A 25,770-nucleotide genomic window follows, 5' to 3' on the forward strand; every position below is an offset into this window, starting at 1 on the left:
CTTGGTGCGGACGACAGGTCGTGACCGGTGGGGGCCGAAGCCCCCACCGGGAGGTGTCAGGACTGGTTCGACGTGATGAACGTCACGGCGTCGCCGACGGTCTTGAGGTTCTTGACCTCGTCGTCGGGGATGGTGACGCCGAACTTCTCCTCGGCGTTGACGACGATCGTCATCATCGAGATGGAGTCGATGTCGAGGTCATCGGTGAACGACTTCTCGAGGGCGACCTCGTCGGCCGAGATCCCGGTCTCGTCGGTGATGAGCTCGGCAAGGCCGGCGAGAACCTCGTCATTGGTGAATGCCATGATGTCTCCTGTTTCTTGGGGGCGGGCCTGACAGGCCCCGATCAGTCTAGGGTTCGGCGTCGCCGCGTCAGGGAAGCACGACCACCTGCGCGCCGAACACGAGTCCGGCGCCGAAGCCGATCTGCAGCGCGAGTCCGCCGCTCAGCTCCGGGTGCTCCTCGAGCAGACGGTGGGTGGCGAGAGGGATGGACGCCGCGGACGTGTTGCCCGTGGTCTCGATGTCGCGGCCGATGACCACGGTCTCGGGCAGACCGAGCTGCTTGGCGAACTCGTCGATGATGCGCATGTTGGCCTGGTGGGGCACGAAGGCCGCGAGGTCGGCGGGCTCGATGCCGGCCGCCTCGATCGCCTGACGCGCGACCTTGACCATCTCCCACACGGCCCAGCGGAAGACCGTCGGGCCCTCCTGGCGGAGGGTGGGCCACGGCGCCGTGCCGTCGCGGAACTCGTTGAGGGTGGCGTTCATGCCCACGGCGTCGGCCTTGGACCCGTCGGAGCCCCAGATGGTCGGTCCGATCCCGGGGGTGTCGCTCGGACCGACGACCACGGCGCCCGCGCCATCGCCGAGGAGGAACGAGATGCTGCGGTCGGTGGGGTCGACGATGTCGCTGAGCTTCTCGGCGCCCACCACGACGACGTGCGTCGCCAGGCCCGCCCGCACGAGGGCGTCGGCCTGTCCCACGCCGTAGGCGAAGCCCGCGCACGCGGCGTTGACGTCGTACGCCGCGGCGGGGTTGGCGCCGATGCGGTCGGCGACGATCGCGGACGCCGAGGGCGTCTGCTTCGGGTTGCTGATGGTGGCGACGATCACGGCGTCGATGTCGGCGGGGGAGACCCCGGACTTCTCGACGGCCTCGCGCGCGGCTTCGGAGGCCAGGTCGATGGCATCCGTCTCCTTGTTCGCGCGCACGCGCGTGACGATGCCGGTGCGCTGGCGGATCCACTCGTCGCTCGAGTCGATCGGGCCGACGAGGTCGTCGTTGGGGACGAAGTTCTCACCGCGGGCGGCGCCGTAGGCGTAGATGCGGGTGTGCGCCGCGCCCTGGGTCTGGCGGAGGGTGGGGGTGCTCATGCCTGGTCTTCTTTCAGGAGTGAGACGGCCGCGTCGAGGTCGTCGGGGGTCTTGACCGCCACGGTCGGGGTGCCGCGCAGGGCGCGCTTGGCGAGCCCGGTGAGGGCCCCGGCGGGCGAGAGTTCGATGATGCCGGTGACGCCGTGCTCGGCGAACGAGGCCATGCAGCGGTCCCAGCGCACGGGCGATGCCACCTGCGCGACGACGAGGTCGAGGGCGCGGCGGCCGTCGGCGACGACCGAGCCGTCGGAGTTGGTCCACAGCGTCAGGCGCGGGTCGCTCGCCTCCACGTCGGCCGCTGCGGCGCGCAGGGTCTCGACCGCGGGCTCCATGAAGCGCGTGTGGAACGCGCCCGCGACCTGCAGCGGGATGACGCGCGTCCCGCGCGGGGCCTCGGCCGCGAGCTCGGCGAGAGCGGGCAGCTCTCCGGCGGCGACGATCTGCCCACCGCCGTTGTAGTTGGCGGGAGTGAGATCGAGGGCGTCGAGGCGCTCGAGCACGGCCTGCTCGTCGCCACCGACGACGGCGCTCATCCCCGTCTGCACGGCGGCGGCGGCCTCGGCCATCGCGCGGCCGCGCAGTCCCACCAGACGCAGCGCGTCGTCGTCGCCGAGGACTCCGGATGCCGCCAGCGCGGCGATCTCGCCCACGGAGTGTCCCGCGACCCCGCCCACGGATGCACCCGCGCGCTCGTTCAGGGCTGCCCACGACAGCAGCGACGCCGCCACGATGAGCGGCTGAGCGACCGCGGTGTCGCGGATGCGGTCGGCATCCCACTCGGTCCCGGCGGCGACGAGGTCGACGCCCGCCTGATCGGAGAAGGCCGCAAGACGCTCGCGCGCCCCGTCGAGCTCGAGCCACGGAGAGAGGAATCCGGGGGTCTGCGACCCCTGTCCGGGGAAGACGGCGATGATCACCGTCCCATCCTGCCAAGGATCGGGCGCGCTCTTATGGAGATATCGGCACAGATATGCGGCGTGTCTTTGTGCGCGCCGTGCATCGGACCCCCATCATCCGCCTCGCGCGGCGCGAGCCGTGCGCCGCTTACCGTGTGCCTGGGACACTCGATCCGGGCAAAAGGGTGTCAGCGCGCGGGGACCGGACGCCGGCCGGCGAGGCCGCGACGACGCGTGGCATCCGTCCCGATCGAACCGAGGATCAGCGCCGTCTGCAGGATCAGCGCCTCGCGCGGGCCGGTGGCATCCCACCCGATCACCTCGGACACGCGCTTGAGGCGGTAGCGCACCGTGTTCGGGTGCACGTATAGCTCGCGCGCCGTCGCCTCGAGCGAACGCCCGTTGTCGAGGTAGCTCCACAGCGTCGCGACGAGATCCGCGCTGTGCGCCTGCAGGGGGCGGTACACGCGGTCGACGAGGGTCTGTTTCGCGACCGCGTCGCCGGCCAACGCGCGCTCGGGCAGCAGGTCGCCGGCCTCGACCGGACGCGGAGCGTGTCGCCAGGCTCGCGCGACGGCGAAGCCGGCGAGCGCCGCCCGCGCACTCTGCCCCGCGTCGACGAGGGCCGGAACGGCGGGGCCGAGCACGAGGTGACCCGAGCCGAAGCCGGGCTCGAGACGCTTGGCGATCTCGGGGAATGGCAGCTCGGCGGTGTCGTCGCCGCCACTGCGGGCGGGGAGGTCGGCGCGACCCACGACGAGCACGAGACGCGAGCCCTGCACGCCGATCAGCACGTCGACGCCGAGTTTGCGGGCCGTGCGCCGCACCTGGTCGACGTCGAGCTGCGGGGGAGTGGTGCCCACGAGCACCGCGACCTCGCCGTGCCCGTGCCAGCCGAGGGCGGCGATGCGGCTGGGGAGTTCGTCGTCGGCCTCGCCCGTGAGGATCGAGTCGACGACGAGCGCTTCGAGGCGGGCGTCCCAGAGTCCGCGGGCCTCGGCCGCGCGGGCGTAGACGTCGGCGGCGGCGAAGGCGACCTCGCGCGAGTACGACAGCATCGCCTCGCGCACCTTCTCGCTGCGCCCGGCGACCCGCTCCTCCATCACCTCGACGGTGACGCGGACGAGCTGCAGCGTCTGCGTGAGGCTGACGCTGCGCAGCAGTTCGCGCGGGGCCGCGGCGAAGATGTCGGCCGCGATCGCCGGAGTGGATGCCGGCTCCTCGAACCACTGCAGGAACGAGGTGATGCCGGCCTGGGCGACCAGCCCCACCGCCGAGCGCCGTGCGGGAGGCATCTCGGCGTACCAGGGGAGCGTCTCTTCGAGGCGCTGGATCGTCGCGGTCGCCAGATCGCCGGAGATGCGCCGTAGCCAGGTGAGCGTCTCGGCTTTCTCGGCCGCGGCGTCGGTGCCCGAAGACCGGTCGGACCCGGTCCCGCCCGTGGTGCGGGGGGAACCGGGTCCGACGGTGGAATCCGTCACGTGGATCAGGCCTCGCCGCCCGCGTTGCCGCTGGTGCCGGCGTTGACGTCGTGCAGGCGGTACTTCTCGATCGCCTGTCCGACCACGGCGCGGTCGACCTTGCCCTCTTCGGCCAGAGCCTGCAGGGCACGGACCGCGAGCGAGGGACCGTCGATCTTGAAGAAGCGACGAGCCGCGGCGCGGGTGTCGGAGAAGCCGAAGCCGTCGGCGCCCAGGGTCCAATAGTTCTGCGGGACCCACTGGCGGATCTGGTCCTGCACCGCGTGCATCCAGTCGCTGACGGCCACGACGGGACCCTCGGCTTCCTTGAGCTTGTCGGTGAGGTACGCCACGCGGGGCTCCTCGTCGGGGTGCAGGAAGTTGTGCTCGTCGGCGGCGAGACCGTCGCGACGCAGCTCCGACCACGAGGTGACCGACCACACGTCGGCCTTCACGCCCCAGTCGTCCTTCAGCAGGCGCTGCGCCTCGAGCGCCCACGGCACGCCGACGCCCGACGCGAGCAGCTGCGTGCGGGGGCCGTCGCCCTCACCGGTGGAGATGTGGTGGATGCCGCGGACGATGCCGTCCACGTCGACGCCCTCGGGCTCGGCGGGCTGCACGTAGGGCTCGTTGTAGACGGTCAGGTAGTACATGACGTTCGGGTCGGAGTGCTCCCCGCCATACATCCGCTCGATGCCGGAGCGCACGATGTGGGCGATCTCGTATCCGTAGGCCGGGTCGTACGACACGGTCGCGGGGTTGGTCGAGGCGAGCAGCTGCGAGTGACCGTCGGCGTGCTGCAGACCCTCACCGGTCAGCGTGGTGCGACCGGCGGTGGCGCCGATGATGAAGCCGCGCGCCATCTGGTCGCCGGCCGCCCACTGGGCGTCGCCCGTGCGCTGGAAGCCGAACATCGAGTAGAAGACGTAGACCGGGATGAGCGGCTCGCCGTGGGTCGAGTACGCCGTGCCGGCCGCGGTGAACGCCGCGAGGGCGCCCGCCTCGTTGATGCCGACGTGGATGATCTGCCCCTCGGGGCTCTCCTTGTACGCCAGCAGGAGCTCGCGGTCGACCGAGGTGTAGTGCTGGCCCTTGGGGTTGTAGATCTTCGCCGTCGGGAAGTACGCGTCCATGCCGAACGTGCGCGCCTCGTCGGGGATGATCGGCACGATGCGGTGGCCGAAGCCCTTGACCCGCAGCAGGTCCTTCAGCAGACGGACGAACGCCATGGTGGTGGCGACGTCCTGCGTGCCGGAGCCCTTCTTGGGCAGCGCGTACGCGGCATCCCCGGGCAGTTCCAGACCCACGTGCGTGGTGCGACGTTCGGGCAGGAACCCGCCGAGCGAACGGCGACGCTCGAGCATGTACTTGATCGTCTCGTCCTGCTCACCGGGGTTGTAGTACGGCGGCTGGTACGGGTTCTCTTCGAGCTGCGCGTCGGTGACGGGGATGTCCATCGCGTCGCGGAACGCCTTGAGGTCGTCGAGCGTCAGCTTCTTCATCTGGTGCGTGGCGTTGCGGCCCTCGAAGTGGGGACCGAGACCGTAGCCCTTGATGGTCTTGGCGAGGATGACGGTGGGCTGGCCCTTGTGCTCCTTGGCCGCCTTGAACGCCGCGAACACCTTGCGGTAGTCGTGGCCACCGCGCTTGAGGCCCCAGACCTGCTCGTCGGTGTAGTCCTTGACGAGCTCGAGGGCCCGGGGGTCGCGTCCGAAGAAGTTCTCGCGCACGTACGCGCCGTTCTCGGCCTTGTACGTCTGGTAGTCGCCGTCGGGCGTGGTGTTCATCAGGTTCAGCAGCGCGCCCTCGGTGTCACGGGCGAGCAGGTCGTCCCACTCGCGACCCCAGACGACCTTTATCACGTTCCAGCCGGCGCCGCGGAAGAAGCTCTCGAGCTCCTGGATGATCTTGCCGTTGCCGCGGACGGGGCCGTCGAGGCGCTGCAGGTTGCAGTTGATGATGAAGGTCAGGTTGTCCAGGCCCTCGTTCGCGGCGACCTGGAGCTGGCCGCGGCTCTCGACCTCGTCCATCTCGCCGTCACCGAGATACGCCCATACGTGCGAGTCGGAGACGTCCTTGATGCCGCGGTTCGAGAGGTACTTGTTCGACATCGCCTGGTAGATGGCGTTGATCGGACCGAGACCCATCGACACCGTCGGGAACTGCCAGAACTCCGGCATGAGACGGGGGTGCGGGTACGACGGAAGGCCGTTCGGGGCCGCGGACTTCTCCTGGCGGAACCCGTCGAGCTGCGCCTCGGTGAGGCGACCCTCGAGGTAGGCGCGGGCGTACGCGCCGGGCGACGCGTGGCCCTGGATGAAGATCTGGTCTCCACCGGAGGGGTCGTCGAGACCGCGGAAGAAGTGGTTGAATCCCACCTCGTACAGGGCGGCCGACGAGGCGTAGGTCGAGATGTGACCGCCGACGCCGATGCCGGGGCGCTGCGCGCGGTGCACGGTGACCGCCGCGTTCCAGCGGATCCACTTGCGGTAACGACGCTCGAGCTCCTCGTCACCGGGGAACTCGGGCTCGTTCTTCTGAGCGATCGTGTTGATGTAGTCGGTGGTCGGAACCATCGGCACGTTGAGGTGCAGTTCCTTCGAGCCCTTGAGCAGGCTCAGCATGATCTCGCGAGCGCGAGCCGGCCCCTTGGCCTGGACGAGCTGGCGGAGGGATTCCTGCCACTCCCCGGTCTCTTCCGGGTCGCTGTCCTGCGGCCCCTGCGAATACGGATCCTGGTCGTGAACAGTCACGGAAGACCTTTCGTCGTCTGGCAGGTCATGCCAGAGAATCGCCATACGAGTGCGGCAACCCTTGTTCGCTCCGCACAATCAACCAGCGTCCAGCCTAGCGAGTCGCGGCGCCGACGGATGCGCGCGGGGCCCTCCGTCGTCGTCTCGTCGTCGCGACGCTTCGACGTCGAGCAGTCGCGCGCCGCCTGTGGACTGTCGATGAAGGATGCCGCAGCCCGGGCGCGGCGACGCGGCGGGTCTAGCCTGAGCCCGTGACCACGCAGGATCCCTCCGCGTTCCGCACGCGACCCGAGCACCGGTGGCCGGTGCTCATCGCCCTCGCCGTGGGGGCGGGGCTGTACGCGTTCCTGCCGACCGAGGCCTCCGGCATCCTGAGGTACGTCGTCGTGGGCGCCGGTGTGCTGTGCGCCATTCCGATGGTGGTGACCAATCCGTCGCGCCTGACGCGCGAGTCGCGACTCGGGCGCGGCTTCGCCCTCGCCTTCACCGCCGTGCTGCTGCTCGCGAACCAGGTGGCGCTCGTGCTGCTCGTGCATCAGCTGCTGCAGGGGCAGGGCGACGGGGCCGGAACGCTCCTGGGCGCGGCGCAGGTGTGGGCGATCAACGTCATCGGCTACGCCGTCGTCTACTGGGAGATGGACCGGGGCGGCCCGATCGCCCGCCGCCGAGACGCCCGCGACGAGCTGCCGCCCGCCGACTTCCAGTTCCCCCAGGACTCCGACCGCGACGCGGTCAGCGAGGTGCGACGCCGCTCGTCCGACGTCGAGGACTGGGCGCCCGGCTACGTCGACTACCTGTACTTCTCGGCATCCAACGCGATGGCGTTCAGCCCCACCGACGTCATGCCCCTGTCGAGCAGGGCCAAGCTGTTCATGATGGTGCAGGCGGTGTCGGGGTTCATCCTGCTCGCGCTGGTGATCGCGCGCAGCGTGAACATCCTGAACTGACGGTGGGCCCTGCCGGGATCGAACCGACGACATCCACGGTGGAAGTGCGGCGCTCCGTCGCTCCCGTCGTCAGCCTCGCGTCGCGTCGCGCAGGCCGCGCCGCCTGATCTAGGCCCGTGCGCGGAACATGCGCCGCAGCTCCTCGAACCCGCCGTGCACGCGCCCGGTTGTGACCCGCTCGTGCAGCTCCTCGGTGAGGTACGCCGTCGGGGCATGGCGCACCGCGTTGCGCAGCCCGCCATTGAGCAGGTCCGCCTCGGTTAGCAGGCCGGCGAAGATGAGCCCTTCGATCGGATCCGCTCCGTACGCGCGAGCGATCGCGATGACACCTTCGGCCGGCGCGGTGCCGGCATTCCGCCATCGGCCGATAGTGGTGTGCGCGAGCCTCGTCTTCCTCGCAATCTCTCGATCTGAATCTCTGTTGGTGGCGCGGTCGAGCCACTGTCTCCACATGGTCAAGGGAGGGGTCGCTCCTGGGGAAACGCACGGGCGAGTACCGCTTCGGGTGCGGTGCGTGCGTGCACCGGGAGTCCACCACGAACCACCGACATTCCGGCATCGGCGCCTACTGGTGACTACTGAGATCCGGCTCACCGATGCACCAAACGAGCGACACGCCGCCGCCATTGCATAGCGTCGCTCCACTGCACATTCCGGGGCCGCGAGGCTCACGACAGAGGGGGACCGATCATGGGTGTTGCGCAGAGGAAACCGCAGCTCAGGCTGATATCGGATCAAGACGATTGGGACCTCGCACTCGCCTACTTCGAGGAGTACCAGCGCTCGGCCGGGCTCGCCGAAACCACCATCCGCAACCGCGCCTCCTTCGTGCGCACGCTGCGCCGATCGTGCGGCAAGTCCTACGAAGAGGTCACACTGGTCGACCTCCGCCGGCACCTCGGGCGCCCTGGCATCACCGCCGGCACACGACGCACCGAACGCGGCGCGCTCGTCGCATTCTTCCGGTTCCTGCTCGAGGACGACTTCCGCGGCGACGACCCGACCGTGCGCCTCGCCCCGGTCACCGCCCCGAAGGGCACGCCTCGACCGTTCACCCGCGCGCAAATCGACGCGATGCTCGACTCGGGCGCGTACCGAAAGACACGCGCCATGATTCTCCTCGGCTACTTCCAGGGCTTCCGCGTGTCACAGATCGGCGCGGTGCACGGAGGCGACATCGACCGCCTGACGAGCACCATCCGCACAGTCGGAAAGGGCAACAAGGAGCGCCGCCTCCCGCTGCACCCCGTCATTGCCGAGCTCGCGACGACCATGCCGGCGGATGACTGGTGGTTCCCCGCCCGCGGCACCCGCACCGGGCACGTGCGCGGCTCCTCCGTCACCGACCTCATCACGAAAGCAAAGATCCGCGCCGGCATCACCGATCCGAAGCTAACCCCCCACTCCCTGCGCCACGCGTACGGTACAGACCTCGTCGAGGCCGAGGTCGACATCCGCGTCGTGCAGGAGCTGATGATGCACGAGTCCCTCGCGACGACGCAGATCTACACCGGCGTCAGCGAGCGCCGGAAGCGCGCGGCCGTCGACGCCCTCCCGGGCCGCGTCGTGCCCATCCGCTCCGGCCGCAGCGCTAATCCGCTCGCTGCCTGAGCGCGGCACGCGCCCCGCAGACGAACAAAACGCCCCTCCCCGCACACGTGAGTGCAGGGAGGGGCGTTTCGTCGCGCCGGGGAGCGCGTAGCCTGTTGCGTGGCCGGGGAAAGGGGACCGGTCTATGGGTTCGACGAAGGTCAGCGACGAGATGCTGTCGCGCACGCTGGCATCCGTGCATCCGATCACACTCCCGCTGCAGGCGTACGGGCAGCAGCCGGTCGAGTGGTACCGGGACAAGCGTCCGGTGTGGGCGTGGGTGCAGTGGCCGAACCAGGCCGCCGAGCGTGTCGAGGCGTGGGCGATGGGCGCGAACGATCGCATCGTCGTGCTCGAGGTGCCGTGCGACGGCGGGCACTGGCAGCCGGTGGTCTGGCGCAACGCGGTCAGTGTGCGGCGGCTGTAACGACGAGAGTGCCCCGGCGTCACCTCCGAAGAGGGACGCCGGGGCTTGCTTGAATCAGACGGGCGCATCCTGCCCGGCGGACCATTCGAAGAGAGCCGGCAGCAGCCGATCATCGAACGGCACCACCCGCTCCTCGAGCTCGTGGCCGCTCTGGCGGACCAGGAACATCGTGTCGTCGTCGCGGATCGAGACGTACGTCCAGGCGTCGCCGTCGTGCCACTCGGCGGCGACCTCCCCGTCTGTCTCGACCGTGACCTTGATCTGTGCCGAGCGCTCCTCGGGCAGGTCGGCCAGGGCCGCCTGCAGCCGCTCGAGCGGCGTGGGCTTCACCCTCGCCACATCTTCGGACATCTCGTCTTCTCCTCTCAGCCCGCGAAGGGGCGAATCCCGAGTCCGTTGATCCAGCCGTCCGCGGACGCCAGGCCGAACATGCCGGCGTAGCGCGTCTTCGGAACGGTGCTGGTGTTGAACGGATCGCGGACGAGCTCACCGTTGATGTAGAACCAGAACGTGTTACCCGTCGCGCTCTGACGGATCTCGACGTGCGCACGTGTGGCGGTCGGAACCGTCGACGTCGCGACGGTCTGTCGCTGTCCGGAGAGGTCGTAACGGGTGACCTGGTAGTAGGTCGAGGAGTTCTCGATCACCATGCAGACGCCCGTTGCCGGGTCGAACGACGCGACGATGCCGCGGCGGCCGATGCCGGTGGAGGGCGGGTCGATCCATGCGCTGATCGAGTAACCGAGGACGCCGGCGTCGCGGTAGCGGACTCCCGCGCCCGAGTTTCCGGTGCCGCCCGGCTGCGGCTGCGCGCCGTAGCGACCGCGGCCCCAGACGTGACTCTGCGTGAACGCTCCGACGCTCGCTGCGATCCACCCGTCGCCGAGGCTGTTGACGTCGGGGTAGGCCGTCATCTGGTCGAAGAAGATCACGCTCGGGTCCACCGACGTCGTGACGATGCGGTTGTCGCGCTCGACGAGCTCGGTGAGCGCTGCGCGGCCGTCGATAAACGTGGCGGTGTCGATGGCGACGTTCTCGCTGATGACGGCCTTGTTGACCGGCATCGCCGGGTCGAAGCGCACCGCGATTGGCTGCGCGCCGGAGGTGGAGCGGAACGTGTTCCGGTGGATGCCGGGCGCGAGCATGGCGGTGCGCAGGTCGAGGCCGATGTTGCTGTCCTCGTAGTGCCCGTCCTCGAAGATCACGTCCGGCTCCATGCGGCCGCCGGCGCGCCAGTCGACGCCCTTGAGCGCACGGAAGACCTGCAGCGCGACGCGCAGACCGCCCGGGGTGAGCCGGAAGCCCGGCTCGGCGAGCAGCGCCGCGCCCTCGATGTTCTCGATGACCGCCTCGAGGTTGTATCCGCCGGCGCCCTCTCCGCGGAGAACGATGCCGTTTGCGCCGTAGATGTCCTGGTCGGGGCGGTTCGCGCTCGTCTTGGCGCCCTTGCGGATGCGCACCGACTTGTCGATGTGACCCCGGCGGCCGCCCTGCGGCGCCTGCCCGCCGGGGCCGATGACGATCGCGGCGGCGGTGAAGTACTCGATGAGGGCGTTGTAGACCTGCAGTCCACCGTTGCCGAGGTCGCCGATGCCGACGGCGTCGCCGTCGGAGTGCCACCCGTCGACGAGGATCTGCGTGTCGAAGTACTGGCCGTACTCGTGCAGCCACTCGAGGTTGATGCCCATGCGGCCGCTGTTCTTCGTGCGCACGTTGCGCAGGAACATCGACTCGTTGGGGTACGCGCCGGTGCCGATGCCGAACCCCGAGCCGAAGCCGAGGAGGGACTCCTTGTTGACGCCGCGGCCGGCGCCGGTGGCGCCGCAGTTCTCGATGACGACGTTGACGAGGAAATCCAGCCCGAACGCCGTCGCCCAGCTGCCGATGATCTCGATGTCCTCGAAGCGGCTGTTGAAGATGTGCCCGATGTTCAGGCCTTTCATCGACGCGTTGGGCTGCCCCGCCTGCGCCGACGCGTCGATCGTGAACCCGCGCATGAGCAGGCCGTCGAACCGGCGTCCCGTCGCCGAGTCGCCGTAACCCTCGGCGAGTGCGAAGCAGTCGGGGGCGAGGACGAATCGCGTCATGCGGCTGCCGGCGCCGATGAAGCTGACGTCGCGGCGGGCGGTGGTCATCTTGAGCGAGGTGCTGATCTGGTGGATGCCGTCGGGGATGCGCAGCTGCGCGGGCCCGAAGGATCGGTCGATGCCGTTGTAGCCGCGCTGCATGAAGGCCATGGGGGCATCGGAGAAGCGTTCGTCGGCGGAGAGGAACCGCTCGATCGCGACGCCCTCTCCGCGGTCGTACGTGCGGGCGAGGGCGCGGTAGGTCTTGCTGTCGGTGGCGCCGGCGTAGGTCGCGAAGGCGGTGTCGTTCTCGACGGCGTTCGTGCCGGGGAGGCCGCGGGGGATCCGAAGCTGCACGACGCGTGCGGTCTCGGGGCCGGTGATGCGGGGCTTGAGGTCGATCTCGTCGGCGGCGACCGAGATGGCGGTGGCGTCGGCAAAGGTGCCGGTATCGCCCTTGTCGCCCTTTCCGCCCTGGAAGCGGCCGAGGACGGGAACGTCTACGGGAAGCGGCATGTCAGCTCCTCACTCCCCACTCGTTCGGGGGAGTCGTGTCGATGTAGAGACCGGGGGGTGAGGGGAGGGGTGGCCAGTTCGGGCCGAGCCACACCGCGAGCAGGGAGCCGCCGGCCATCTCGCCGATGTTCCCGCCGCCGGCGGTGGCGGTGAAACGGAACGCGTCGGTGCCGTGGAATCGCGTCCCGTCGATGGCGTCCTCGAAGCGGCCGACCTCGATGATGTAGTCGACTCCGGGCTCGCCGGTCTTGGCATTCGTGAGCTCGCCCGACGGGACGAGACTCACCGTGAACGCGGAGCCGTCGGTGAGGGTCAGGGTCTTGGGCACGGACGAGATGAGCCCGTCCGCGCTGAACGCCTCGGCTTCCGGCCGGACCCGCACGACCGGCCGGAGGCCCGTGAGGAGCTCGAGGCCGATGTCGGCGAGGCGGCCGCTGTACTGTTTCGTCGGCATCGGCCTGACTCCCCTCCGCTCAGTCGGTCGAGCCGTTGCGGCGCGCGGCCTGCAGCGCCGCCTGGAAGGTCTCTCGCGTGGCTTTCGACGGGTCGGGCAGTCCGGTGATGTCGTAGGCGCCGTCGGCGTTCTGCTTGGCGTAGACGGGCTGCTGCGAGGAGCCGAGGAGGAAGGTCTCGACGATGGGCGAGCGTCGGCCGAGGTTGCGGGCGAGCCAGTAGTAGGCGGCGACGACGAGACCGATCGCGGCGGCGTTCAGGACGGTCGTGACGGTGAGAGCTGCGCCGGGGACGGCGTCGGCGAGGATGCGGTCGAGCGCGGCGATGATGTCGGCGGCGACGGGGATGCGGGCGATGAGGAGGGCGAGGAGCCAGCCGATCGCGGCGGGGATGGCGGTGCGGATGGTGGCGATGATGATCGCCTGACGAGTGAGCATGACTTTCCTCCGGTGTGGTCGGTGTGAGGGTCAGGGGGCGGTGCGGGCGCGGCGCGCGCGGTCGGTGTCCTCGAGGTCGTCGAGGCGGTCTTCCTGCTCGATGTGCTTTCGCATGAGGAACGCGACATCGCGCTGCACGGTGGTGATGAGACCGATGGCGCGATCGAGCTTCGCGGCGTTCTCGTCGTGCTTGTCGTCGAGGTCGTCGCGCAGCAGGATCGGCGTGCCATCGGGCTTCTTGTGGTCGTTCGCGACCTGGTCTTGCACGGCGTTCAGACGACGCGCGATGTTCGCCCCGAAGCGCCACAGCACGAGCCCGATCACACAGAGCGCGGCGATGAGCACGACGAGGATGCTGATGATGATGAGCCCGCCCTCGGTGATGCCGCCCTGGATGGGGATAGTGACGAGACCATCCCCACCCGTGAGGAGCAGGAGAAGGATCACCGGTGCCACATGCCACCGGATCGGAAGATGCCACCCTCGTCGGGCGTCTTCACCTGGAACTCGAAGCGCCCGTCCTTCTCCGCGATCAGGTGGATGTCGGTGCGGCATCCGTACGTCCAGAGGTACGTGTTGAGCTCGTGGATGCCGATCTCAGTCCACGCGTCGTCACCCCGGATGATGTTCTTCACCCGCTCGGGGTTGTCGTCCTCGATGAGGTGACGGAACACGCCGTTGCCGAGGGTGCAGAGGTGCACGCCGCGGGGGCCGGCGTCGATCTTGAGTGCGAGCATTTCGTCCTCCTCGGACGTGACGGCGGCCGGGCGGCCGGGGGCGGGGTCGTTGCGGTGCTTGTCGCGGTCGGGGAAGTATTCGAGATGCCAACGCTCGGCGAGCTGCCCGTTTCGGTAGACGGTCCAGTACCAGCCGTGCTCGTTCCAGATCCGCATCTGCGCGTCGGTCGTGTCGTCGGTGTCGACGGCGAACCCGAAGCAGTGGACGGACTTGTCGCCCGGCAGCGCGATCGGCGCCCACGGGCCCGCGCCGTTCAGCCACGCGATGTACTTGCGGTAGTTCTCGTCGGCATCCGCCGGTGAGCGCCACGCCTCATTGATGTCGGCCGCGCGTCCGAACGCGGAGCGGAACGCGGCGTCGACGCGGGCGAGGGACGCAGCGGGGGCGGGGGCGAGGCGGCCTCGGCCTCCGCCGATGTCGACGGCGTCGCCCCATGCGAGCACGCCCATTACAGCGACACCTCGATCAGCTGTCCGGAATCGTCGAGAGCGACGTAGACCGTCTCGAGATCCTTCCGAGTCGTCAGGATGCGCGGTGCACCGCTCTCGCGCAGCGTGTCGACGAGGGTCGGATCGAGGTAGTCGTTCGGGTCCGCCATGAGCAGGGTGTCCTTCCAGATCGCCCCCGGCCGTAGGCCATGGGGGAGGGCATGAGTAGGGTGATCGGCATGACCCGACGTCTGTACGCAGTGAGCGCTATCGCCCTGCTGCTGTTGACCGGATGCTCTGCTGGCGCATCGGAGGGCCGCGAGTCGGACTCCGCGGGCCGCGCGTCTGCGTCGCCCGAGGCTCCGCTCACGGCTGAGACGCCGGTCGAGGGCAATGACGAGACGACGTTCTACGACGCCGTGCGCTCGAAGCTCCGGCCCGACAACGTGATCCCGAACGCGACCGATGCGCAGCTGCGGGCGGCGGGGGAGAAGGCGTGCGCAGCCATCGCGAGCGGCGTGGACACTCTCACGCTGTCCCTGATCGACGGTGAGCAGCCTGACGCGTCGGGGTTCTACCCCGACAGCTTCGTCATCATCGCGTCGGCGAGAGAGACGATCTGTTCCTAGGCGACGACGACGCGTAGCCTCTTGGTCGCGTCGCGGAAGATTGCGCCGGCGAAAGCTCCTGCAGGTGCATCGGCGAGTGCGATCGGTACGAGGCCGGGCATGCTGACGGATCCCTCGAAGACGGCGCCCTGGCTCACCCCGAGTGCGCCGTCGACGTTCAGCAGTGGGGTTCGCACGACGATCGAGATGAGCGACGAGATGAAGCCGTCCGTCGCTCCTGAGATGCGTGTCGGGCCGACCTGGATGTAACCACCTTCGGCGACCTCGAGCGAGCCCGTGAGGCTGACCTTCCCGGAGATTTCGCCGTCGCCCGTGATCGACCACCCGCTGCCGTTCACGGTGAGTACGCCGTCGATGTCCATGTCGCCGACCTGAGTGACCTTGCCGGTCACCGTCACGTCTCCCGTTATGGTCCCAGCGCCCTCGAGGTTCCAGGGGCCCGTGACGGTGAGATTGCCCTCGACGGTGAAGTCGCCGGTGACGGTGAACGTGCCGGTGACGGTCGTCTCACCGTCGACCTGCAGGGCGCCGACTATTTCGACACGGCCGCCGGCGTCGACGCGCAGCAGCCCGCCGATGAAGCGCAGGCGGCCACGGGTCACCGACGCGTTCTGCAGCGGGATTCCGTTCTCGAGCCGGCGGATGCGGTCCTGCATCTCGCGAAGCGTGGCGAGCAGGGACGGGTCAACTGCCATGGCGCTTGATATCCAATCCGAGGGTGTCGGTCCCTACGTCGGTCGTGCACGACACCACGCGGTAGGTCTTGGGGGTGTCGTCGTTCCACTCGTCGGCGCGCTGCTTCGTCTCGAGCATCTCGCCGGGCATCCCCCATGCGGCCGTGACCGTGGCATTCATCTGCAGATCGAACTTGCGACCGACCGTCGGCTGATGGTCGCGGCGCATGTCGGCGAGCGCGGTGTCGCGGAGCACGTTGACGTCGGTGACGTCCTTCGCGTTGCGGATGGTGTCGCGGTTCGGGACGGTCGGGTCTTGGCCGGGGTAGAGGTCGTCCCAGTTGCTGCCGGCGTAAAGGGCGTCCTGGTCGGTGCCGTTGCCCTGGTACTCGATGCCGGTGAGCATCCGGGCGCCGTCCTCCTCGTCGGCGAGGCTGGTCACAGCGCTCTGCGCGGCGGAGAGCGAGATGGGGCGCGTCTCGCCGAGCACCTCGGGCGCCGCGACTGTCTGGTAGCGGGCGACGTCGCCGGCGGCGCGGTAGGGGCGGAAGTACACCTCGTGGCCGGTGTCCTCCACCTGCTGCAGGAGATCCTCGATCGTGAGGTGCTGATACCAGTACCAGCTCGCGGAGAACGACCCGGCGGAGTCGGCCGGCTTGTCGATGGGGATGAAGAAGCCGTAGCCCCAGTCGAGCGTCTTGCCGAGGATGGCGCGCACGGCACCCTCGGGCCCGCGGTTGGTGACGATGAGGTCGCCCTCGAGGTGCCGCTTCACCGGATACGTCAGCCGCACCCGGAAGATCGCCGCGCGCATCTCGACGGTCGTGAGCGTCAGCGTCCCCGCCTGCGGGTCGAACCGGCGCTTGGCGATCCACCCGTCGTACGCGGTCACGCCGTCGCGGCGGACGACAATCTTCGACGCCCACAGGCGGAACAGGGAACGCGCGAACGCCCGCTCCGCGGCGGTCGGCTGCTTGCTGAACAGGCCACTGCCGCGCAGCTGCAGTACGTGCGTCCCGGTGCCGGTGCCGCCGAGGTTGGTGGTCTGCTTCGACGACTCGACGATCTCGGCGATGTCGAGGAGCGGCTTTCCCTCCCAGCTCTCGTGAACGTCGACCTCCCACACCATCGGGCACCGCCCTTTCAGCTGTAGGTGTCGACCACGTCGGCCGCCACAGACGGGGCACCGGCGACGGTCACCACGACGTCGACGCCGCGCGGCACCTCCGGCACATGCCCCGTCACGCCGAGCAGCGGCACCGTCGACCCGTTGCGCTTCACCCACTGCGACGCCGCGGTGAGAACGTCCTGCTGACCCGCGCCGAGTCCCCCCGGCACGGTGACGATGTCGCCGGTCGAGAACGTCAGCGAGTAGCCGGCGCTCGGGCCGTTCACACGCAGCACGGGCAGGGCTGCGGAATTGCCGCGGTGGAACAGCGTGAGGGAGGCGGCCGCGGGAATTGCTGTGCTGCGGCCGTACCGGCGAGGATCCGGCGTCAGGAACCGCAGCGAGACGGCAGAGAGCAGGCCCTCCGCGATCTCCGTCACCTCGGGCTGTCCGTACCGGGACGCCATCGCTGTCAGCTGACGGTCACCTTCGTCGACGAACAGCTCACCCTCGCCGCCGTCGTCGAGGATGCCGATGACACGGTCGAGCGCCTCGACATGGCTGACGCCGAACGCCGGGCGCGTGAGCACCTCGAACTCGGCGCGCACGAGACGCCCCGACTTCCACCCCTTCGCGGAGAACTCTCCGTGAGCGGCGGGGCGGGGCGTCCGCTCGCGGCGGAAGTCCACCCCGTCCCGCCACCCGGTCAGACTGGTCAGCGTCAGGACGCCCTCGACGGTGCTGCCGTCGTCGATGGTCACCCCGTCGATGTGTACGGACGTCATCCGAGCCTCATGTTCATCGCAATGTCCTCGTCCATCGCACGGACGAGCTGCTCGGCGGTCACCCCGGGCGGGAAGTGGTACTCACGTGTGCCCTCGGGGCGGGCCGAGATCGCCGCCGCGATGGCGGTGCGCACGTCCTCCTGGATGGCGCGGCGGTTCACCGCGCCCGCGTCCTCACCCGCGGAGCCGGCGAGAGGGATCATGCGTACGGTCGGCGCTCCCGACGCGCTGGCGACGCCGAGCATCCCGTCCGCGTAGGCGCGGACTTCGCCGCCGGCGTTGATGTAGCTGAGCAGCCCCTTGTTCTTCTGCGCGGCATCCGCATTGACGACGAACTCTTCGTCCGACAGCCACGCGGCGATCGAGTCGGAGGTGCGGGTGCCGGGGCCCCGAACCTCGCCGCCACCGGCGAAGCGGTAGCCGTCCGCGAACGGTCCACTCTGCTCGAGCGTTCCACCACCGATTAGCGGCACGGCGTTGAGGCTGATTGTCTTGGACTGGATGCCGGCCCACATCGCCGCGAAGTCCTGCACGCGCTGCGTGGCGGTGCCGGTCTCCGCGATCAGGTCGACGGTGCGCGAGGGCGGCAGAGCGAACACCTTGTCGGCGAGCCGCTGCACCTCATCGGCGTTGAACCCCGCGGCTCGAGCAGCTTCCTCGAAGGCGGATCGCTGCTCGCCGAGGTTGCGGGCATAGCTCTCCGCTGCGGCCTGCGCGCCCACGGTGTTCACGTCGAGCTCGTACTGCGCTTTCGCGGCCGCCTGCGCGTCGCTGGCGACGGACGCCAGCATCGCGGCGTTCGCGGATCCCGCGGCCGTGTGCTCGTCGAGGCTGAGGGAGTACCCGTCGAGGGAGCCGTTCGCCCGCTCGTACTCCTCGCGCTGCTTCTGCACCTCCCCGGAGATCCCGGCGAGGCTGTCCTTCCACCGCGCGTTCGTGGTGACGGCATCCTGTCCGACGCCGTTCGCCTCGTTGACGGAGTCGATGAGGTTGTCGAGCTCCTTCGTCACCTGCTCGATGCGGTCCGCTTCGGCGAGGTAGGACGCGGCAGCCGAGTCTGCGACGTTCGCCGAGTCCCGGGATGCTGCGGAGGCGCTCTTGTCGGCGGCCTCCTTCTGGCGTGCCGCGTTCATCGCCTGCTCGAGCGAACCCGCCGAACCGAGCACGCCCTGCGACACGCTAGTCGCGGCGGCGGATACCTCCGCGAGCGAGAGGCCGAGGCGCTGAGCGAGACGCTCAGCCTCGATGTGATCGCCCTGGCCGGCCTTGAGCACGCCGGAGAGCTCCTCGAGCGCGGCGACCTGGCCGAGGGCGGCGTCCGTGACGGTGTCGAGGCTCAGGCCGAGCTTCTCGGCGTTCGTGAACGTCGAGCCGCGGTCGATGCCCATCCAGCTCTGCTGAGCGGCGAGAGTCTCCTTCGCCATCTCGCGCGTTGCCGTGGTGACGCGGCGCGTGCCCTGCTCGAGGGTGTCGGCGTACGCCTGCGCGCGCGCCTCCGCCTTCGCCTGCTCGGCCGCTGCGGCCGCGACGATCGCGATCACCGCGGCGAGTCCGATCGTGACACCGCCGGCCGCGAGGCTCAGCCCGCGCATCGACAGGCTCGTGCCCTCGACAGCAGTCTTGAGCGCCATGACCTTCGGAACGCCGACCGTCGCTGCGCCACCGAAGAGGCCGACGGCGGCCGCGGCAATGCCGAGGTATAGCCCGGCCTGCTGCAGCGGTGCAGGAAGCTCTCCGAACCACGACACGGCGCCGGCGGCGGTGGAGGTGAGGGCGCGCAGCGAGTCGTTCGCGCCGGAGCCGCTCTGGATGAGCGCGGTGTCGATCGCGCCGCCGAGCTCCTCGATGTCGCCGCGGAGGTTGTCGAGCCGGGTGCGCGCGACGTTCGCGGCGTAGCCCTGCTCGTCGACAGCGCCGGTCCACTTGCGGATGCCGTCGGCGCCCTGGTTGTAGAGGATCGTCGCCGCGCGCACGGCGTCGGACCCGAAGATGGTCGCGAGGGCGGACTGCCGCTGTTCGGGGGTGAGCGAGCGGAGAGAGCTCTGCAGGTTCCCGGCGAAGTTGGCGAGTCCGATGAAGTTGCCGCCGGCGTCGTACGCGCTGATGCCGAGCTCATCCATGACCCGCTGCGCCTCGGCGGACTGCGGGGTGAGCCGCTGCAGCATGGCCTTGAAGCTCGTCCCCGCGTCGGATCCCAGCAGACCGGCGGACGCGAACGCCGACAGCCCGCCCGTGGTCTCCTCGATCGAGAGGCCGGTGGCATTGGCGACGAGACCGGCCTGCGCCAGCGCGAAGGACATGTCGCTGACATCGCCCTGCGCCTTGCCCGCGCCGGCGGCGAGGAGGTCGGCGACGTGCGTCGCGTCCTGGCCGCTGACCGAGAACTGGTTCATGGACGTCGCCATGATGGTCGCGGCATCCGCGACACCGAGACCTCCGGCGGCAGCGAGGTCGAGCGCACCGTTCAGGCCACCGGCGAGGGTGTCCTCAGCCGATACTCCCGCCTTGGCGAGCTCCTCGATAGCGTTCGCCGACTCGGTGGCGGAGAACACCGTCGACGCGCCGGCGTCGAGGGCGGCGTCGCGGAGCGCTTCCTGACTACGCTTCGCGTCGTCGCCGGTCGCGACGACGTTGGACATCGCCTGGTCGAACTCGGCGTAGCGGTCGACCGCGATGCCGACACCGGCGGCGATGAGGCCGCCCATGACCATGCCGGCGGCGCCGACGTGTGTGAGATCGTCGGCCTTCCTGGCGAAGCGATCCAGCTCGGAGATGCCCTTGGAGGCGTCACCGACGATCCGGATCAGGAAGTCCTTCGCCACGGAGACCTCCTAGCGGCCGCGGCGGCGCGCGGCCTTCTGTCGGATGTTTTCGTCGGTGGCCTCAGCGAGACCCCGCCAGTCCGCGTAGACGATGTCGTGCACGTTCACGGCGTTGTGCCCCGGGAACAGCACGAGGAAGTTCGCGAGACGGCGTCTTACTTGCTGGGCGAGCCAGGGCTCCGACGCTTCGAGGGGCGACGTGCCGACGACGCGGTCGCCTCCGCGGGGGCGTCGCCGTCCGGAGCGGAATCCCCGGACGGCTGCGGAGGGTCCGCCTGCTCGTCCTCCTGGACGGCGGGGCGGTCGCCGGGCTCGACGACGACGCGGATCTCGTCGAGGCTGAGGTCGAGCGCGTCTTCCCACGTGAACGCGTGTCCCGCCCCACGCATCGACAGGAACGCGATGACGGGCGCGGTGAGCAGTGCGCCGGGCTTGCCGGCCTCGCGGATCTCGGGCAGCTTCATGCCGGTCTGCGTCTGCAGCTCGACGAGGTCGCGGATGCGCGCGGAGTCGATGTTGCGGCCGACGACCGTGACATCTTTGATTCGGATCTTCATGTCGGGTGTGTCTCTCATCTCAGGGACGCGAATGCGTCGTCGATCGCCGACGTGATGCGCGCGCTCATCCGCTGGCGCATCTCGTCGGTCACGGGCTTGAAGAAGTACGGCTGGCCGTACTGCGGCGCCCACTCTCCGGGGCGCCCGAAGACGGGGTGTCGGAACATGCGGCTCTCGTAGACGCGCGCCATGTTGGCGCCGCCGTTGCGGGGGCCGGTGGTCTTGAACTCGACCGCCTGCCGGCGCTGCGATGCGATCGTGCGCACGCGCAGGCCGCCGGCGATCTTGCTGCGCAGCTTCGACACGCCACCGGTGCGGGTGCCGCCCTCTTGGTACTGACGGCGCAGGGCGAGGTACGGCTTGCGCCCGTTGCGTGGGCGGATCATCCGCAGAACGGTTGAGGATCCGCCCACGCGCGGGGGACGCTTCGCCAGGGCGGCGCGCTGCGCCGCGAGGATCTCGTCACCTGAGCGTCGGAACTCGCGGCGCAGGTTGTTCGCGAGCTTCGGGTCGATCTCCTTGATCTCCGCGAGGATCGCGCGGAGGTTGACCGGCTCGACGGTGAACGAGACCGAGTCGGCCATTACAGCGCGGCGTCGGCCGTCCGCACGGCGATGTAGATCGGCTGCGGGGCGACGAGGCCGTCGAACGCGGTGAAGTCGATGGACTGCGTGATCACGTCGCCGCCGTTCGACTTGGGCAGCTCGCTCTCGAAGCGGATGTCGGGGACGACGACCTGCAGCGTCGGTTTGTAGCCCGCGACGATCTCCGTCGCCGCCTCGAAGGTGGCGACGAGGGCCAGCGGGCTCTGCGCCGCGAGCGCGTCACGAAAGGTGAGCGCGTCGTACTCGGCGGTGATGCGTCCCTTGACCTCGGCGATGCCGACGGCGGGGCGGCGGCTGCGCTTGCCCGCGCCGCCCATGTTGTACCCGTTGCTGTCGAGCTTCTGGTCGACCGAGATCGAGAAGTCGCGGACGTCGGCGACGGTGGTGCCGCCGGCGGCGAGGGCGGTGGAGGTGGGCACGGTGACGACGCCGCCGACGACGAGGCCGGCGCCGACGAAGGTGAACAGCTCGGCGGCCGCGGGGTAGGAGGGCGTGGCGTAGGCGATGCTCGTGTCGATGTCGCGCGACATCCACGACGACGTGAGCTTGAGCACGTCGGCGTTCGCCATGCTCAGCTCGAACGAGGAGCACACCGATCCGCGCGCGGTGTACGCGTCGACGATGTTCGCGCCGAGGCGGGGGATGCCCTTCTGCAGCGTGACCGAGGGGAGGAAGTCGTCCTTGATCAGCGTGAACAGCTGCTGGTAGACCCCGGCGACGACGAGCGATGACGAGCCGACGCCCATGAGCGCCTCGAGGAAGGTGCCGAGCCCGCGGGTCGGCACCTCGAGCTCGATGTCGCCCTTGCCGCCGTCTTTGACGAGCGCGCGGCGGCTCGAGCGGGAGAGGCGCGATCCGGGGCGCATGCCCTGGCCCTGGTAGAACGTCCGGTCGTAGTCGATCGTCTCGGACGTGAACTCGAGGAACCGGTCCGGGGTGACGGCCATTCCGTAGGTGGTCTCCTTCTTGAACCCGATGCTGCAATCCGCCTGGATCACTGCTCGTCACCGCCTTCCTGCGTGTCGGTCTTTTCGGTGGATGCCGCGCCGGGGTCGGTCGCGGTGGGATCGGTGGCGCCCACGGTGGGCGTCTCTTCGTGCGCGGCGATGGCCGCGGCGATGTCGGCCTTGTTCCGCATTCCGGTCAGGTCGACTCCGCGCTCCTCGGCGATCTTCCGCAGTTCCGGGACGGTGAGCTCGGTGCTGTCGGCGGGGGCGTAGAGGTCGGACTGCTCGAGCAGCGACTCGGCGATGTCGTCTTCGACCTCGAACGGCTCGCCGGGCTCGGGCTCGCCGAGCACGCCGGGGATGCTGAGGGGGCCGATGGGGGACTTGTGGATCAGCTGTCGCATGAGGGGTTCCTTATCCGGTGATGCGAACGCGGGCGGTGAAGGTGGCCTCGATCTCGCACAGGCGGCCCTGCGAGAGCTGATCGGCCTGCGTGTAGCCGAAGGACTCCGTCGAGGTAAGGAAGCACCACAGCGCGAGACCGCCGAGCTGCGGGTCCGTCTTGCGGACGTGCTCCTCGAGCGTGCGCAGGTGCGCGTAGGCGGTGTCGCTGACGCCGAGGTCGTCGTCATCGCCGGCGCGGGCGACGCTGATCACGACCTGCACGTCGACGTCTTCGTTTCGCGATCGGTTCGTCCCGGACAGGGGGCCCGGCTCCTGGCGCGTGTTCACCTCGAGGAACGCGACGATCTCTGTGAGGTCTCGGCGAGCGGTGGAGAGCCCGAACGAGACGAGCACGACGTTCGGGTCGAACAGCGTGCGCGCGGCGTCGTACAGGGCGCGCTTGACGGCGAGGGCGGTGGTCGCGGAGTCGCTCATGCGATCCCCACTCCGACGAACGGTGCGCACAGCTGACGCACACGGCGGGGGATGGCGTATTCGTCGGTGGGGAGGCTGGACGCGTCCGACTGGAAGTTCAGCGGTGCCGCGGCGGGACCCTGCCTGCCGTTCTGCACCCAGTGCCGCACGAGCTCGCGCGCGGCGAGCTTGAGGGTTTCGGGAAGCGGCGCGCCGCCGGCGGCGACGTCGATCGCGATGTTGCGGAACCCGTCGGGGAAGGTGCGGCTCCCGCCGGCGTAGAGGATGCCGCTGTGCACGTCGACGACGTGTCCCTCCCACGGGTTGCCGTCGACGCGGACGGCGGTCACGGCGCCAGCGGTGAGACGGCCGCTGAGCAGGACGGCGCGTTTGCCTCCGTCGCGCATCTGCGTTTCGGTGCGGGGGAGCAGTGGGCCGCCGACGAGGTGCTCGATGACGGGGGTGGCGGCCTGGATGTATCGGACGATGTCCGCGTCGCGGGCGGACAGCTGCCCCCCGTCGGGCGGCGACTGCTTGTCGCCGTACCCGAGGCCCTCGAGGGCGTATTCGAGGGTGATCAGTCCGCCCGCGACGTCGGTCACGCCTGCGCCTGCCCGGCGGTGTCGGACTGCTCCGCGGCCTCGACGTACTCGCCCTTGAGCGAGAACTTCGAGAAGTCGACGTCACGAAGCGTGAGGATGCCCTTGAGATCCTCGATGGTCAGCGCGTTGTAGTCGACGGGCACGCCGGTCGGCGGGGTGCCGCCGGCCTCGGTCGCGTCGACCTGTCCGGTCTCGTCGGCGCCGCGCGCGTGCGTCTCGCCGGCGGCTGCCTTGGCGGCGGCGTCGGCGTCGCGCTTGACCTTGTCCGGATCGGGGCTGGCCTCGTCCGGGGTGACGTCCTTGCCGTCGGCGGCGGCCTGCTGACGCGCCCACGCGGCGAGGGTCTTGTCGCCCTCGGCTTCGGCTCGCTGCGCGACGTCCTTGAACGTCATGTTTCGGTCGGGGTCGGCGACGAGCGCGCGGTAGTTGTCCGCGACGTGCTGCTCGATGTCCACGCCGGGCGTGATCGTCGACTCGGGGGTGCTCTTCTTGGGTGCCATGAGGTGCCTTTCGTCGTGCCTCGGCGGGCGGGGATTGGAGCAGCTCGGCGCCGCGCCGCGAAGGGCAGCGGCGCCGAGCTGCGGTGACGTTAGAACGTCGGGGCGACGAGACCGTTACCGGCGCCCGCGTTGCCGCCGATGAGGGCGGTGGCGAGCGGGTAGCGGCCCGCGGTGAATGCGGCGTAGCCGTAGGCCACGAGCTTCACGGTCAGCTGGTTGCCGAGCGTCTGCTCGAAGCGCAGCTCGCGGGGCACGCCGCCGTTCTCCTCCCAGAGAAGGAGATCCTCGAGGCGGGCCGTGATGACCTGATCCTCGGGGCCGGTGCCGACGGAGGTGGGCAGGTTCGCGTCGGTGTACACCGGCACGCCCTGCATCCAGCCGACGGGGGCGGAGGCGTTGGTGTCGAGCGGCTCGTTGTAGTGCCCCTGCGCGTTGCTCGGGCCGTTCTGGTTGGGAACGACGAGCGGACGGTTCGACGCGTCGACGAGGCTCGTCAGCCATCCCCAGCGACGGGGGTGCATGACGATGCCGGTCGGTGCGAGGAAGCGCCCCGTCTGCACGGCGACGATGGCCCCCGCCAGCTTCGACCAGAACGTCGCGGCGGCGGCGGGAGCGCCGAACGCGGACATCTGAGTCGTGCCGGCGGTGTTGAGGATGCCGAGCATCTGGCCCGCGGATCCGGTGCCGGCGAGCACCTGCGCGTCGAGGTTCACGTTGTACGCCGAGACGATGTCCGCGAAGATCAGCTCGTCGACGCCGTGGCCGCGCTCGAGCGACTGGCGGGAGACGTCCTGCTGACCGGCGATCGTGACGATCGGGACGACGAGGTCGGTGACCGCGATGTCCGTGTTCGAAACGTTCGTGTTCTGCGTGGCCTGCACCGCCGTGGTCGCGCCGGTGGTCTGGCGCGGGACGATGATGCTCATGCCCTCGGCGGGCAGGGGCAGGTGGCGCACGATGTCCGCGGTCACGCGACCGGCGCGGGCGATGGGCGCCGCGAGGTCGACGAGGTACTGCGGGGGCACGAGCCCGCCGAGTCCGCCGGTCGCGACGGCGCGCTCGGTGCGAGCCTCCGCCATCTCCGCGGTGTGCGACTGCAGGCGGGCCTGCGTCTCCGGGCTCGCCATGCCCATCTGCTGACGGAACATGTCGGTGAAGAACGAGACACCGTCCTGCACCTGCTTGCGCCGGGTGTAGGTCGCTTCACGCTCGCTCGTGCGGGCGTGCTGCGTGCCGCCGGCGGGGCCGGCGGCGCCGGGCGCGCTGCGCTGGGCGGCGTCCGCGTCGGCGGCATCCGCCGCGCGCTCCGCCTCGACCTCAGCGATGCGCGCGTCGATCGTCGCGATCTGCTCGCGCGCGGCGCGGCGCTCGGAGACGATCACGAGGGAGCGCTCGTTCTCCTCGTCGGTCAGCGCGCGGGCGTTGTCGGCCTGCGCGCGAGCCAGGATGCCCTGGCCCTCGGCGTCGAGCGCGCGGAAGCTCGCATCGGCGGTGGCTCGCTGCGCACGGAGCTGTGCGAGCAGCTGTTCGAAGTCCACGGGGACTCCTTCCTGCGCCCCGTTCGGGGTCGCGGTTGGTGCGCGTGCTCGCTCATC

The 25,770-nt window shown here is 69.8% G+C and carries 29 protein-coding genes; 4 read left to right on the plus strand and 25 right to left on the minus strand.

Features of this window, described 5'->3' with window-relative positions; genetic code table 11:
* Window positions 1-56 precede the first annotated feature (56 nt).
* The 5 genes from AB1K56_RS07865 to aceE form a co-directional block, all read right to left on the minus strand.
* Entirely contained in the window at window positions 57-305 is a 249-nt protein-coding gene (locus AB1K56_RS07865) for an acyl carrier protein (RefSeq protein ID WP_022880558.1), read from the minus strand.
* Window positions 306-372: 67 nt separating this feature from the next.
* Entirely contained in the window at window positions 373-1,377 is a 1,005-nt protein-coding gene (locus tag AB1K56_RS07870; RefSeq protein ID WP_371205198.1) for a beta-ketoacyl-ACP synthase III, read from the minus strand.
* A complete protein-coding gene (locus AB1K56_RS07875) occupies window positions 1,374-2,294 on the minus strand; it encodes an ACP S-malonyltransferase (protein WP_371205199.1) in 921 nt (306 codons plus the stop codon). The genes AB1K56_RS07870 and AB1K56_RS07875 overlap by 4 nt, the downstream gene beginning before the upstream one ends.
* A gap of 167 nt (window positions 2,295-2,461) precedes the next feature.
* Window positions 2,462-3,634 carry a PucR family transcriptional regulator gene (locus AB1K56_RS07880; protein ID WP_371205435.1) on the minus strand — a complete coding sequence of 391 codons (1,173 nt, stop codon included), beginning with the start codon at window positions 3,632-3,634 and terminating at the stop codon, window positions 2,462-2,464.
* Between the two features lie 125 nt (window positions 3,635-3,759).
* Window positions 3,760-6,486, minus strand: coding sequence for a pyruvate dehydrogenase (acetyl-transferring), homodimeric type (aceE, locus tag AB1K56_RS07885; protein WP_371205200.1), 2,727 nt, complete (start codon window positions 6,484-6,486; stop codon window positions 3,760-3,762).
* Between the two features lie 251 nt (window positions 6,487-6,737).
* Between aceE and AB1K56_RS07890 the strand changes: the two genes are divergently transcribed.
* Entirely contained in the window at window positions 6,738-7,433 is a 696-nt protein-coding gene (locus AB1K56_RS07890; protein ID WP_264630832.1) for a DUF1345 domain-containing protein, read from the plus strand.
* Window positions 7,434-7,541: 108 nt separating this feature from the next.
* On the opposite strand, the gene AB1K56_RS07895 is transcribed toward AB1K56_RS07890, so the two are convergent.
* Window positions 7,542-7,892 (minus strand): hypothetical protein, encoded by a 351-nt coding sequence (locus AB1K56_RS07895; RefSeq protein ID WP_371205201.1) that lies wholly within the window; start codon window positions 7,890-7,892, stop codon window positions 7,542-7,544.
* Window positions 7,893-8,123: 231 nt separating this feature from the next.
* Here AB1K56_RS07895 and AB1K56_RS07900 point away from each other — a divergent pair, with 231 nt between their 5' ends.
* Together AB1K56_RS07900 and AB1K56_RS07905 are read left to right on the plus strand one after the other, a co-directional pair.
* Window positions 8,124-9,044, plus strand: coding sequence for a tyrosine-type recombinase/integrase (locus tag AB1K56_RS07900; RefSeq protein ID WP_371205202.1), 921 nt, complete (start codon window positions 8,124-8,126; stop codon window positions 9,042-9,044).
* A 124-nt stretch (window positions 9,045-9,168) separates the two neighbouring features.
* Window positions 9,169-9,450: a hypothetical protein gene (locus tag AB1K56_RS07905; protein ID WP_371205203.1), complete on the plus strand. Its 282-nt coding sequence runs from the start codon at window positions 9,169-9,171 to the stop codon at window positions 9,448-9,450.
* A 54-nt stretch (window positions 9,451-9,504) separates the two neighbouring features.
* Here the strand turns inward: AB1K56_RS07905 and AB1K56_RS07910 are convergent, their stop codons facing one another.
* The 7 genes from AB1K56_RS07910 to AB1K56_RS07940 are packed head-to-tail and all read right to left on the minus strand — an operon-like array spanning window position 9,505 to window position 14,258.
* Window positions 9,505-9,780 carry a hypothetical protein gene (locus AB1K56_RS07910; RefSeq protein WP_371205204.1) on the minus strand — a complete coding sequence of 92 codons (276 nt, stop codon included), beginning with the start codon at window positions 9,778-9,780 and terminating at the stop codon, window positions 9,505-9,507.
* A gap of 35 nt (window positions 9,781-9,815) precedes the next feature.
* Complete coding sequence (locus AB1K56_RS07915; protein ID WP_371205205.1) at window positions 9,816-12,032, minus strand: hypothetical protein; 2,217 nt, start codon at window positions 12,030-12,032, stop codon at window positions 9,816-9,818.
* 1 nt (window position 12,033) lies between these two features.
* Window positions 12,034-12,486, minus strand: coding sequence for a hypothetical protein (locus AB1K56_RS07920; RefSeq protein WP_371205206.1), 453 nt, complete (start codon window positions 12,484-12,486; stop codon window positions 12,034-12,036).
* 19 nt (window positions 12,487-12,505) lie between these two features.
* On the minus strand, window positions 12,506-12,922 hold the full coding sequence (locus AB1K56_RS07925; RefSeq protein ID WP_371205207.1) for a hypothetical protein: 417 nt from the start codon (window positions 12,920-12,922) through the stop codon (window positions 12,506-12,508).
* Between the two features lie 30 nt (window positions 12,923-12,952).
* Entirely contained in the window at window positions 12,953-13,369 is a 417-nt protein-coding gene (locus AB1K56_RS07930; protein ID WP_371205208.1) for a hypothetical protein, read from the minus strand.
* Complete coding sequence (locus tag AB1K56_RS07935; protein WP_371205209.1) at window positions 13,366-14,109, minus strand: hypothetical protein; 744 nt, start codon at window positions 14,107-14,109, stop codon at window positions 13,366-13,368. Before AB1K56_RS07935 ends, AB1K56_RS07930 begins: the two co-directional genes overlap by 4 nt.
* Window positions 14,109-14,258, minus strand: a complete 150-nt coding sequence (locus tag AB1K56_RS07940; protein WP_371205210.1) for a hypothetical protein — start codon at window positions 14,256-14,258, stop codon at window positions 14,109-14,111. The genes AB1K56_RS07935 and AB1K56_RS07940 overlap by 1 nt, the downstream gene beginning before the upstream one ends.
* 69 nt (window positions 14,259-14,327) lie before the next feature.
* Here AB1K56_RS07940 and AB1K56_RS07945 point away from each other — a divergent pair, with 69 nt between their 5' ends.
* Window positions 14,328-14,717, plus strand: a complete 390-nt coding sequence (locus AB1K56_RS07945; protein WP_371205211.1) for a hypothetical protein — start codon at window positions 14,328-14,330, stop codon at window positions 14,715-14,717.
* Here AB1K56_RS07945 and AB1K56_RS07950 read toward each other — a convergent pair.
* The 12 genes from AB1K56_RS07950 to AB1K56_RS08005 form a co-directional block, all read right to left on the minus strand.
* Window positions 14,714-15,412: a hypothetical protein gene (locus AB1K56_RS07950; protein WP_371205212.1), complete on the minus strand. Its 699-nt coding sequence runs from the start codon at window positions 15,410-15,412 to the stop codon at window positions 14,714-14,716. The genes AB1K56_RS07945 and AB1K56_RS07950 overlap by 4 nt on opposite strands.
* Window positions 15,402-16,520, minus strand: a complete 1,119-nt coding sequence (locus AB1K56_RS07955; RefSeq protein WP_371205213.1) for a hypothetical protein — start codon at window positions 16,518-16,520, stop codon at window positions 15,402-15,404. Before AB1K56_RS07955 ends, AB1K56_RS07950 begins: the two co-directional genes overlap by 11 nt.
* 14 nt (window positions 16,521-16,534) lie before the next feature.
* Window positions 16,535-17,284 carry a hypothetical protein gene (locus AB1K56_RS07960; RefSeq protein WP_371205214.1) on the minus strand — a complete coding sequence of 250 codons (750 nt, stop codon included), beginning with the start codon at window positions 17,282-17,284 and terminating at the stop codon, window positions 16,535-16,537.
* Window positions 17,281-20,106, minus strand: a complete 2,826-nt coding sequence (locus AB1K56_RS07965; RefSeq protein ID WP_371205215.1) for a phage tail tape measure protein — start codon at window positions 20,104-20,106, stop codon at window positions 17,281-17,283. Before AB1K56_RS07965 ends, AB1K56_RS07960 begins: the two co-directional genes overlap by 4 nt.
* A 155-nt stretch (window positions 20,107-20,261) precedes the next feature.
* The gene (locus AB1K56_RS07970; protein ID WP_371205216.1) at window positions 20,262-20,663 is read right to left on the minus strand and encodes a hypothetical protein; all 402 of its coding nucleotides are present in this window, start codon (window positions 20,661-20,663) and stop codon (window positions 20,262-20,264) included.
* A 14-nt stretch (window positions 20,664-20,677) separates the two neighbouring features.
* Window positions 20,678-21,247 (minus strand): hypothetical protein, encoded by a 570-nt coding sequence (locus AB1K56_RS07975; protein WP_371205217.1) that lies wholly within the window; start codon window positions 21,245-21,247, stop codon window positions 20,678-20,680.
* Window positions 21,247-22,266, minus strand: coding sequence for a phage tail tube protein (locus AB1K56_RS07980; RefSeq protein WP_371205218.1), 1,020 nt, complete (start codon window positions 22,264-22,266; stop codon window positions 21,247-21,249). Before AB1K56_RS07980 ends, AB1K56_RS07975 begins: the two co-directional genes overlap by 1 nt.
* A complete protein-coding gene (locus AB1K56_RS07985) occupies window positions 22,263-22,619 on the minus strand; it encodes a hypothetical protein (protein ID WP_371205219.1) in 357 nt (118 codons plus the stop codon). The genes AB1K56_RS07980 and AB1K56_RS07985 overlap by 4 nt, the downstream gene beginning before the upstream one ends.
* A 10-nt stretch (window positions 22,620-22,629) precedes the next feature.
* Window positions 22,630-23,094 (minus strand): hypothetical protein, encoded by a 465-nt coding sequence (locus AB1K56_RS07990; protein WP_371205220.1) that lies wholly within the window; start codon window positions 23,092-23,094, stop codon window positions 22,630-22,632.
* A complete protein-coding gene (locus AB1K56_RS07995) occupies window positions 23,091-23,675 on the minus strand; it encodes a hypothetical protein (protein WP_371205221.1) in 585 nt (194 codons plus the stop codon). Before AB1K56_RS07995 ends, AB1K56_RS07990 begins: the two co-directional genes overlap by 4 nt.
* On the minus strand, window positions 23,672-24,175 hold the full coding sequence (locus tag AB1K56_RS08000; RefSeq protein WP_371205222.1) for a hypothetical protein: 504 nt from the start codon (window positions 24,173-24,175) through the stop codon (window positions 23,672-23,674). The genes AB1K56_RS07995 and AB1K56_RS08000 overlap by 4 nt, the downstream gene beginning before the upstream one ends.
* An 89-nt stretch (window positions 24,176-24,264) precedes the next feature.
* A complete protein-coding gene (locus AB1K56_RS08005; protein ID WP_371205223.1) occupies window positions 24,265-25,713 on the minus strand; it encodes a phage major capsid protein in 1,449 nt (482 codons plus the stop codon).
* Window positions 25,714-25,770: the final 57 nt, after the last annotated feature.

It is taken from the genome of Microbacterium sp. BWR-S6Y (assembly GCF_041379845.1).
GTDB classification, from domain to species: Bacteria; Actinomycetota; Actinomycetes; order Actinomycetales; family Microbacteriaceae; genus Microbacterium; species Microbacterium hydrothermale.

Excerpts from the sequence above, each read along its gene's own strand:
- AB1K56_RS07865 (WP_022880558.1), bottom strand. The coding sequence starts at position 305 with ATGGCATTCACCAATGACGAGGTTCTCGCCGGCCTTGCCGAGCTCATC.
- AB1K56_RS07870 (WP_371205198.1), bottom strand. The coding sequence starts at position 1,377 with ATGAGCACCCCCACCCTCCGCCAGACCCAGGGCGCGGCGCACACCCGC.
- AB1K56_RS07900 (WP_371205202.1), top strand. The coding sequence starts at position 8,124 with ATGGGTGTTGCGCAGAGGAAACCGCAGCTCAGGCTGATATCGGATCAA.
- AB1K56_RS07905 (WP_371205203.1), top strand. The coding sequence starts at position 9,169 with ATGGGTTCGACGAAGGTCAGCGACGAGATGCTGTCGCGCACGCTGGCA.
- AB1K56_RS07915 (WP_371205205.1), bottom strand. The coding sequence starts at position 12,032 with ATGCCGCTTCCCGTAGACGTTCCCGTCCTCGGCCGCTTCCAGGGCGGA.
- AB1K56_RS07920 (WP_371205206.1), bottom strand. The coding sequence starts at position 12,486 with ATGCCGACGAAACAGTACAGCGGCCGCCTCGCCGACATCGGCCTCGAG.
- AB1K56_RS07925 (WP_371205207.1), bottom strand. The coding sequence starts at position 12,922 with ATGCTCACTCGTCAGGCGATCATCATCGCCACCATCCGCACCGCCATC.
- AB1K56_RS07935 (WP_371205209.1), bottom strand. The coding sequence starts at position 14,109 with ATGGGCGTGCTCGCATGGGGCGACGCCGTCGACATCGGCGGAGGCCGA.
- AB1K56_RS07940 (WP_371205210.1), bottom strand. The coding sequence starts at position 14,258 with ATGGCGGACCCGAACGACTACCTCGATCCGACCCTCGTCGACACGCTG.
- AB1K56_RS07945 (WP_371205211.1), top strand. The coding sequence starts at position 14,328 with ATGACCCGACGTCTGTACGCAGTGAGCGCTATCGCCCTGCTGCTGTTG.
- AB1K56_RS07950 (WP_371205212.1), bottom strand. The coding sequence starts at position 15,412 with ATGGCAGTTGACCCGTCCCTGCTCGCCACGCTTCGCGAGATGCAGGAC.
- AB1K56_RS07955 (WP_371205213.1), bottom strand. The coding sequence starts at position 16,520 with ATGGTGTGGGAGGTCGACGTTCACGAGAGCTGGGAGGGAAAGCCGCTC.
- AB1K56_RS07960 (WP_371205214.1), bottom strand. The coding sequence starts at position 17,284 with ATGACGTCCGTACACATCGACGGGGTGACCATCGACGACGGCAGCACC.
- AB1K56_RS07970 (WP_371205216.1), bottom strand. The coding sequence starts at position 20,663 with ATGAAGATCCGAATCAAAGATGTCACGGTCGTCGGCCGCAACATCGAC.
- AB1K56_RS07975 (WP_371205217.1), bottom strand. The coding sequence starts at position 21,247 with ATGGCCGACTCGGTCTCGTTCACCGTCGAGCCGGTCAACCTCCGCGCG.
- AB1K56_RS07985 (WP_371205219.1), bottom strand. The coding sequence starts at position 22,619 with ATGCGACAGCTGATCCACAAGTCCCCCATCGGCCCCCTCAGCATCCCC.
- AB1K56_RS07990 (WP_371205220.1), bottom strand. The coding sequence starts at position 23,094 with ATGAGCGACTCCGCGACCACCGCCCTCGCCGTCAAGCGCGCCCTGTAC.
- AB1K56_RS08000 (WP_371205222.1), bottom strand. The coding sequence starts at position 24,175 with ATGGCACCCAAGAAGAGCACCCCCGAGTCGACGATCACGCCCGGCGTG.